1 protein-coding gene is annotated in these 10624 nt (G+C 40.8%); it reads left to right on the forward strand.

The features are described 5' to 3' along the window. On the forward strand, positions 1-10624 hold a 10624-nt coding region (locus DKM50_01205), incomplete at both ends, for a hypothetical protein (protein PZM83826.1).

The following is a 10624-nucleotide window of genomic DNA, read 5'->3' on the forward strand; positions in this document are numbered from 1 at the left end:
AGCAGATGCTATAGGAGATGGTACTCATACCATAGATGTACAGGCAATGAGTGCATCAGGACAGTGGGGCAGTTCAGCAAGCTTCGTGATCTGGGTAGATGCGCCACTGCCAACTTCAGTATTGAGCGATCCTCCTCCTGATGCTGATTCGGATGGGGATGGGTTTGCGCCTAAGTCCTGGTATGATGACGATGGCGATGTGACTTTAACATGGAGTGGTGCCAGTGACACTGGTGGTTCGGGGTTTGATAGGTTTTATGCTTCTTATGAAGGCGGCTCTTGGATAGATGTTGGAAGCTCCACCTCCAATACTTTTACCAGTGTGCCTGATGGTACTCGATATTTGTATTTGAGGGTTTACGATATTGCCGGTAATTATACGCAGTACAATACCTCGCAGCGTATAGTTTTTGACAGGTCGGATCCTGCCGGTTCTATCGCTATAGATAATGATACTGCTGATATAGCAGGTAATACCAATCCTGAAAACGGCTTTTTTGATGATACAACTGTAGGATTTAGCTGGAGCAGTATCGTTGACTCTACCGCCGGTGTTAGTGGCAATATGTTTCAGTACAAGATAGATAATGGCAGTTGGAGCCCCTGGTCTACTAATACTTCTACCTCTAATGTATCTATGGCAGAAGGATCTCATACCGTTTATGTCGGTTCAGTTGATAATGCAGGTAATTATAAAGTTTTTTCTAATAATATCGTTGTTGATCTTACTACTCCTAGTTTAACTGTAGCTATGTATAGTGATGCTGATAGCGCTAGCAGTGGAGATGGAATCGCACCGGATTATCACTATTTTGACGATAATTATGTTGATTTCTATTGGTCACTTGATGATGGTGTCGGTGCCGGTGCATATTCAGGTGGTGCTTATCGATATAGACTGGCAGCCAGTGATGCGGGGGGTAATACACAATGGAGCGGCTGGACTTCAGGCTCGTCAGTATCGAACTTACAGGCATATTCGAGTTCGGATAATTATCATAATCTGGTTTATGTACAAGCAAGAGACAGAGCTGGACATACGGTTACCGCTAATACTTATTTTTATGTTGACCTGAATAATCCTTCGGGAACGATTTTGGCTCAGTTAAGTGCAGATACTGATAGCGGGGGAGATGGGATCCCTCCTGAATCCGGTTGGTACGATGATAATGGGGTGGATTTCAGAATTATCAGTGATACGGCAAGTGATATTAATGGGTGGCGTTCCGGCGGTGTGTATTTGGTGAAAAATGATGCTAATCAGCAGTCGTTCACTGCTGCGCAGGATTCACAAAATTTTTATAATTTTTCTACGAGTGAAGGTATTAATAGAACATTGACCGTAGCTAAAGCGGACAAAGCCGGTCGTACGGTACAGGCGACTTTTAATGTTTATGTTGATACTACGGCGCCAATGGGTTCTATAGCCATTAATATACCTCCGGACATTCCGGGTACGAGCGGCGTCACTCCTGATGCAGGCTGGTATGATCAAGAAAGTATTCTCGTCGGTATTACCATAACTTCAAATATGGATATTGATTCATATCGTTTGGCTCCTTATGTTTTTAAGAATAGTATTAACCAGACAGATTGGGCGCAGTATGCTGCGAATACCATAAATATTTTAACTACTGCAGGGGAGAGTGTTCCCCGTACGATTTATGCCGGTGTTATTGATCGGGCCGGTAATATTCGCTATGATTCGAAAGCTGTGAATATAGATATAACTGCGCCGCAAGTTGTTTTGAACGTAGAATTCGATAGGGATTCTAAAGGAGATGGTATCGATCCGGAGCCATATTGGTTCGATGATGCTAACGGGGTAACTATTTCATGGGATTTTTCTGAATCCGGAGGGTTTAATTCTTCTGCTTTGCGCTACTATATTTCTCCAATGCAAACTACCTGGTCAGCCTGGTTTCCCAGCAGTGTAGGGTCTGCAGTGGCTTTGCCGGTAACCGGCAATCCTGTAATACCGAATACTTTTTATTTTCAATATAAAGATAAATCCGGTTTTGTTCGTACGGCCAGTGTCAATGTTTATGTAGATACAGCGGCACCCGGTCCGTTTACTGTGAGAGTAAGAGCTGATGCCGATTCAGGTGGTGACGGGATTGATCCTTTACCCGGGTGGTACGATAATACCGGTGTTGATATAGATTGGACGCAGCCTTCTGAAACAGGGCAATTGCGTGATTATTGCTATCAGGTAAAAAATAGTTCCGGAAGTACAGGATGGTCAAATTTTTTGAGTTCAGGGGCGTTTGCTTATATCGACCTTTATACTGCTCCATTGAATAATTCCCCGATAACTGTTTCTGTTAGAGCAGTTGACCGTGCGGGTAATGTTAGCAGCGCTAATGATATTGTATATGTAGATACTACCGCGCCTGCTGGTTACGTAACCGTAAATGTGCAGGCAGACTCACAGCCTAATTGGCCGTATTTTTCTCCCCAGTCTGATCCTGATGGTACTCGTTGGTATAACGATACAGGTGTTGATATTAGTATTAATGACGACGTAACTGATACCAGCCTGCGCAGCTTTAAATATTTTGCTAAAAATGACGCCGGCAGCCAGGTCTGGGTTAATTTTGATACTAACAGCTATACTAATTTGTATACTTTGGATGGTGGCAATACCAAACGAATTATCACTTGTGCTATAGCGGATAAAGCTGGTAATCTTTCAGTTGGTACGGCTAGTGTATATGTAGATACCGTAGTTCCGGTAATTAACAATGGGTCTCTGGGTATTTCTGTAAATACCTTAGATAACGGAAATGACGGATTCCTGCCTGAAACCGGTTGGTATGATATTTCCAATATCAACGTGGCATTGACCGGTACAATAACAGAACAAAATCTTCGTACGAGCAGTGCTTATGCGTGGATGAATTATCGGGGTGGTTATGATTCCATCCGGTATTATACGGATACCCCCAGTAAGAACGGCGCAGCTACTTATGAATACTCCGGTCAGTTATATATCGGTGATCAACAATATTATCGTTTGTATGTTCTTGATAAAGCAGGTAATTTCACATATATTAACACCCCTGTATTTAATGTTGATACGTTAGCGGTGCCAACATCCGGTAAGACGATTGACATTGTACAAGATACAGATTCCAAGGGAGATGGTATTGATCCTTTGCAGGGTTGGGATGATGATGGGTTTGTAGATTTTACCTGGTCGGAATTCACTGATGAGGGTGGAGGGTTGCGTACCTATCCGTTCTATGTGGCGGCCAAGTATTCATCGACAAATATGAGTGTGCCGGTAACCTGGAGTACTCCTATAAATGTCGATTCGCGAACATATCAGAATCTCCCGGTTGCACCGTTAAATGCTACTGCTAACTATATTCTTATAAAAGTAGTTGATCATGCCGGTAATGTCAGTCAGATACAGACAACCATAAACGTGGATATTACTACCCCAAATATTATCGGATTCAATAATTCTGTTCCGATATCTCTTAACATCTGGGCTGATAGCTCTGATGTTGTCGATGATGTTTCGCCTGATGCCGGTTACTATGATGATCAGACAGTGGACCTTGATTTAACCCCGACTAAGTCAATGTACGATGCAGGAGGATTCCGGGACCAGCCTTATTATATAAGGAATTCTGATGGTTCTGTTGATTGGATTATGCAGAATTCTCCCACATTTAATAATATCTTTACCAATGCGGGAAATGACATTGTTCGTAACTTCGATGCATATATTGTGGACAAAGCCGGAAATGTAAATAAGGAAAGAAAAGGGATCTATGTCGATGTTAACCTGCCTCAGCCATTTTATACGGAAATAAGGAGAGACGGAGATAGTAATAATGACGGAGTAGAGCCGGAAGAAGGTTGGTACGATGACGAATCGGTCGAATTAAAGTGGGATCCTTCATTTGATACCGGCGGCTTAAAAGCTAAACCATTCCGGTTCAAGGTAGATGCTGGTCAGGTTACCTGGTCTGCCTGGCAGTTTGAGACTGCAACCAGCGAATTTTTTGTACAGGCAGGTAATAACACTACTAGGAATATAATGTTGCAGGTAGCCGATAAGGCAGGTAATGTAGTAACTTACTCTGTTTATATTAAAGTAGATAAAACGGTGCCCGCAGGTTTTTTACTGCAACCGGTAGTAAATTCTTACACGTATCCTAATATTGCACCCAGCGTAGGTTGGTATAATAAAGACAACTTAATTGTTTCCTGGAGTGCTGCCAGTGATTCAGGACAGTTAAAATCGACTCCCTATAGGGCAAAAGTTGATAATAATGCATGGTCGGACTGGTTTACAAACCAGAATTTTCAATTTTCAGGGTTATCTGACGGGTTACATAATTTTTATTTCCAGGCAGCGGATAGGGCCGGCAACATTAAGACTAATGTTGTAAGCTTGAATATCATCGCGCAAGCTCCGGATGCGACTATGGAACTGTCGGACTCAAGAATTGGCATTAATTATCCGATGAGTGCTACGATAAATATGAACCAGTTACCTTCGGTCACTCCTAATGCTTACATAAAGTATCCTCAAAGCGGAGGCACAGTTTATCCTTTACATATTTACGGTAGGGTTGGTAATTCTTATATAGCTACCTTTAATTTTAATCCTGCGTTAACTCCGGAACTGCAGGTGAATTTTTACCTTTCGGCAACTAATAATGCCGGTTGGGTAATATTTGAAAAACCGATAGGTAATTACCAGATAGCCCGTAGTGTAGGCACTCCTTCCTTAACATTACGCGATCAGGATGATAATGATCCATCCTGGACAGATGATTTGTCGGTGTTTGCAGACATTCAGGGAGATGAAGGTGCATCATACTGGTTAATAACGGAAATCGGCACGTCGCCAACAGTTACTGACAACAGATGGTCTAATTCTAACCCTACTTACTATTCTTTTAAGAATATGGTCAATGAAAATAAAATGGTATACCTGTGGATTATGGATAGTATTGGTAATATCAGCGTACCCTCGGTTGCAACCATAAATTTAGATAATACACCTCCAATAGCGTCGATTGTTCAAACTCCGGCAAATTTCATTGCTGCGGGTCCAGTCTCGGTCACATTAAATTTTAATGAACCGCTGCATCCCGGAACAACACCGACATTAAGTTATGTGATCGGGACGGATAATCCGGTTGTTTTGGCTTTAACGCAGATCGGTACCAGCCAACTTCAATGGAAAACAAACTATACGGTGACAAATGGCAAGAATGGTACGTTGGTATACAGTGTTCAATCAAGGGATCGGGCAAATGTTTATGGAGTCCAGATACAGTCCGGAGGAGTACATGTGGTAGATAGTACCGGACCTAATCCTGTTACCTTAGTTATTGCCGATCGATATTTTCAGACGTCAGATTATACGGATGACGGAGAGTTGGGTATTGCGATTACAAATGACGGTGATGCTGTGGCATGGCTTGTCACTATGAATATTGCGACGCCAAATAAATATGATCCTAGCTGGAGTAGCAGCAGGATAACTGAGTATAACATACCCGTTTCATATTTTACCCAAGGTACAAAAACGGTATATGCCTGGATAAAGGATGCAGCAGGCAACGTTGCTATTGGCGCTGGGTCAGATACGACATACCTGGACCTGACTGCGCCAACTGTTAATTTGTTGGTTGTGGGCGGCTCTTCTGAGGTAGGATTTGGTGTTAATACGGTAAATATTGTCTTGTCAGAGCCTTTGCTCAGTTTTTCTTTAAAGTATTTAATGTATGGGCAAGCAACTCCGGTAACTGTTAATCTGGTTGGTTTCGTGCCGGGCGTTACTACAACATTAATAGGGACTTTTAATGTTAACTATACGGACCCTAACGGACAGGCGGAATACCAGGTGAATTTAGTAGACAGGGCTTACAATTCCAATACTGTCGTTAATAACGGAAGATATTTCACTATTCAAACCCGAATGCCGGCGCCTTCCGTGTCGGTTTCCGATATGAATTCTCCGGTTCATATCCTGAACAATGTTAACGAGGCTGTTGTTAGCCTTAATATTTCCAGTCCTACAGCAGTTAAATGGATAATATCAAATACTATGAGCACCCAACCTGCTACTAGTGATGCAGCTTGGCTTGATGTCCCTTTTCCTGCAACTATTGATATAAAAAACTACGGGTTCACATGTCCTCCAGCCGTTGAAAACAGAACGTTATACGTGTGGGTTATGAATCAAGCTCAAATGATAAATGAGGATATATGTTCTTTCGTAGTACAGTGGGACCCGGTTGTTCCCAAGGTCGGACTATTGAATGTACAGATTAAGCCTTCTAGCGGAGCCCTTGCTACATTACTACAAGACCAATGGAGTTCCTCCGGTCATAAATTAACTTCCGGACAAGCATATAAAGTAATTGTAAGAGCAGATAATACCCAGGATTATAGCTTGGGTGGGATTGCCGTATCATGTAATAATGCAGTTATTCCTATGTCATGGGTTGGCTATCCTTCTAATTGGTACGAGGGTAATTTTACGGTTACTGATACCGGAGGACCATTTTATTTTGATGTTGTTATGACAGATAAGGCCGGTAATACTTCTACGAATAATTTTAACGGTATTGATAATTCGTTTATGGTGGGTTCATCTGTGCTGGAAGGTTCCGTCTCTTTTTCCAATCCTCAAGAGTATAAGAATTTATCCGGTAAAATTTTTGTTAATGTAGATAATCCTCATATTAATATTGATGTTGCAAATGCCAGGTACTGGTTGCCGGAAGTCAATCTACTCAGTTCATCAAATATATTTACGAACGATAAATGGACCAATTTAAAACCATTACAGGTTAATATCGGCTATGTTGAACAGTTGACTCCAGCCAGCATAACACTGTGGACAATGGACGAATATGGTAAATTGTGCAATTCCCCGACTATTATAGAGTTTTATAGAAATTCTCAAGCACCTGTTTTAACAGACGTAGGCAGGGTGGGCGTGTCTCCGGTTCTCAACTCAAATTGGATTGCCGGATACGGACAAGTTCAGGTAAAATTAGGTTTTAACCAGAAGATCCCCATATCAGCAGTTCCTACAGTAACCGTTCAGTATCTAGATCAATCCGATCAGCCACAATCCTATACCCTTACTGCAGAATACGATAACGGCACATATGATCCTGTAATCGGGGGTTCTAGCGCATGGAATGCTTCCTTTCTTGTGAATGATAGTTGGAAAGATGGCCAAACAGTGAATTTCCAATATTCTGTAGACAACTTTGGCGGATTGAAAGGAACCGGCCAATATTCTCCGACATATGCCAATGATAACAGGTTGCCATATAAAACAGACTTTACTACTCCTACAGCTCCTGTTTTTACAATAACTGATCTGGATGAAACTATTCCGGGTTGGTCGAATGCTAATCAGATTAAGCTTAATATAGACTCGGCAAGTGATGCATATCAATACAAGATAAAGTATTTTTATAACGGAGTAGATCAGGGCACAACGGATTGGTACGGTATGCTCAGTAATTTCAGCTTAAGTAAAGGTGCAGGTACTTATAACATTCAAATATGTGTTAACGATTATGCACAGCACAATAGTGATTATTCGGATCCTTATCAAGTTGTTCTTGATGCCTATATTGAGCCTTTGGATATTGGGTCAGGTAAATATATCCAGGTGAAAGATCCAAATACCGGCAGCACTTCGAAAATGGCAAGTACGTCCCTTCCTATCAGCTATAATTACAGCCATAATCTTGATATTGATGGTAATATTAAATATTTGGTAGCTTTAACACCTCAGGGGCAGAACTTGTCTCCGGCGATCCCTGTATATGATGACCCCCGTTGGGTAAGTTCTAATAATAAGTCAACGACATTTGACATTTCAGCTTACGATAACGGTTTTTATAGAATGCATTTCTGGGTTAGGGACCAGGCAGGGAACAGAACTTCCATGATCCAGGATATCGAAAAAGATACTGCAGTACCGACCTCGACATATACTCTTGATATTCCCGGTACTAAGGTTGCTGCCGGTACTTTGACCGTTAATATCCTGGTTAGCGATCCAGTAAATAATTATGCTTTAACATTGAATATTTCTTCTTTGGCATATAAACAAACAATGAATGTCTGGAAACTTGATGATGGTGTTAACGGACCCGATTTCAGTACATTGTGGCGGGCAACTGTAAATATTTCGGAAGCTCAGAATTGGAATGGTAAAACGGCGGACTATATTTATCGCGTTACGGACCAGGCGGGAAATGTTGCTAATTCTTTATTAGACCTGGAAGGGAATAAGAGTTTTGTTATTGATAATATTCCTCCGGGTATGAATTCAGCAACTTTGCTTGATAGATTAACTTCAGACCGAAATTATACGAATTCTAGAACAGTCACTATTAATTTTTCCGGAATCCCCTCTGATCTAAGCTATTTCATAGTTACTGAGAATGGTACCTATGTAACTGCGGACATAAAAAATCTTCCATGGGTAAGTACTATTAATTTTCCTGTGACTTACAATTTTCTTAATATAACAAATGAAGAGAAGCTCATATATTATTATGGTAGAGATGAAGCATTTAACTGGAGCGTTACCGAAGCTGCGATTGTGTATGATACGATTAAACCAACGTTAAGTTTGGTAAAGAACCCTGCTGAATATGTAAAAGCCGGGATGCTTATGGTAACGTTGAATATTTCCGAGCAAACATCTACTCCGGACCTGTTTTTAACTTGTTCAAATGGAGCTACCGTCATAGTAAATAATTTAACCAGGGTTTCTGATTATTTCTGGACTGGAAGCCTGGTTGTTACTTCTGGCCTATCGGAAGGATTGGCTACTTTAAGTGTTATTGTGACGGATAATGCCCGTAATACTCAAAATATCTTTACCAATGATAATAACTTTATTATTGATTTGACACCTCCAGATGCACAAATTAATATCCCCTATAATTATCAAAAAGCAGGTTCCTTTGCAGTATCCTTTGATATTTCAGAAGCTGTATCTACTCCGACAGTTACGGTTAGGGATAGTGCTGGCGGAGTCATTCAAATTAGTGCTCCTGCAAAGCTTACAGGCAATACATGGCAGGCGACTTTAAATGTTACAGAAGCTTTGGCACAGGGCACTGCGAGTATAAATATAGGTGTCTATGATTATGCGCTCAATTATGCCTCCAAATCAGGTGTATTTGTGATTGATACTATTCCTCCACTAATAACGTTCCGGTATTTTCATGAATTTATTAATGTTGGAGGAGAGACACTTACAATCTCAGCGTATACAGATGAGATTCTATCCGTGACTCCTGATATCAAACTTAATATAGCCGGGCAGGCACCGGTAACTGTGACTTTTAACAGTAAGAGTGGACCGACTTATAATGCTACTTTTGTCATAAAGCCTGAATTTTCTGATGGTGTGGCTTCTTTTAATCTTGTGGCAGAAGACTTGGCCCATAATGTGACAAATAACTTTTATGTTATTTATAATAATGACGTTCAGGTCGGTACAAAAGAGATTATTATTGATAAAACGCCTCCTCCTGCTCCCGTTTTCAGTATTCATGATAGGACAAATGGATCTATTCTGAACACTAATGAGACGATTATCTCAGTTAACATTGAAGAAGATCCCGGGGTATATAAGTGGTTTATTTCTAATGCCTATATCCCTAGTTTGACTCCGCATACCGGCGGTTGGTTAGATGCAATGCCAGCTACCTATATTATTCCTGGCATTGATGAAGGAACTAAGAATATTTATCTGTGGGTAATGGACAAAGCAGGTAATATTAACCAAATTGTTCCGTCTCATTCTATTTATATGGACCTTACGTTAAGTTCTCCTGTTTTTGTCGGACTTGTTACTACGCCGGACGGAGCATTGGTGCTAAAAGCAGATGACTTTATCGGGCATGCTTTAGGTAAGTATAACTATATCATAAGTGTTAATGTAGTTGAAGAGAAGCGTCTGCTTGATAAGGAACCTTTACTGGAGTTTCGATACAGGAATGGCAATTCCTCGATATATCCGGAACTTATATCAACACGTTCTTATGTTAATGGCGAGTACTATATCCAGCAATACGCTTATCAATTGGTAATATCGGATTTTTTTCCATTGGGTGATGTTGATCTTTATTTGCACGTCACTGATAACGCAAGCAATGCGATCATCGCTTTATCTCAGGGTAATGATTCGAATTATAATAATGGCCCTTTTCCTTTTGTTAAGATAGATATTAATCCTGGGTTGCCTTCTTTGAACATATTCGATCAGGATACCGGGGATCAGCATTATACCAATGATCTAGCTATTGGCGTAGATATTCCATATCAGGCGGATGTGAGGTATTGGGCTTTAGGTGAAATTAATACCTCCCCGAATTTTATCTGGCAGAATAACCGTCCAGCATCTTATGTATTTAAAAACAATACAAGTGGAGTGAAGACCTTATATTTATGGATAAAAGACAGATATAGCAATATTTCTAGTGAAGTTGTTACTTCTTCTATTAATTATGATAATACGGTACCCGCGATATCAGGAATAGATATAGCGAATAAACCATATATCGGCAGCGGTAATTATACCGTAACATTTAACGTAAGCGAGGCGTTG

The organism is Candidatus Margulisiibacteriota bacterium, from assembly GCA_003242895.1.
In the GTDB taxonomy this organism is placed as follows: domain Bacteria; phylum Margulisbacteria; class Riflemargulisbacteria; order GWF2-39-127; family GWF2-39-127; genus GWF2-39-127.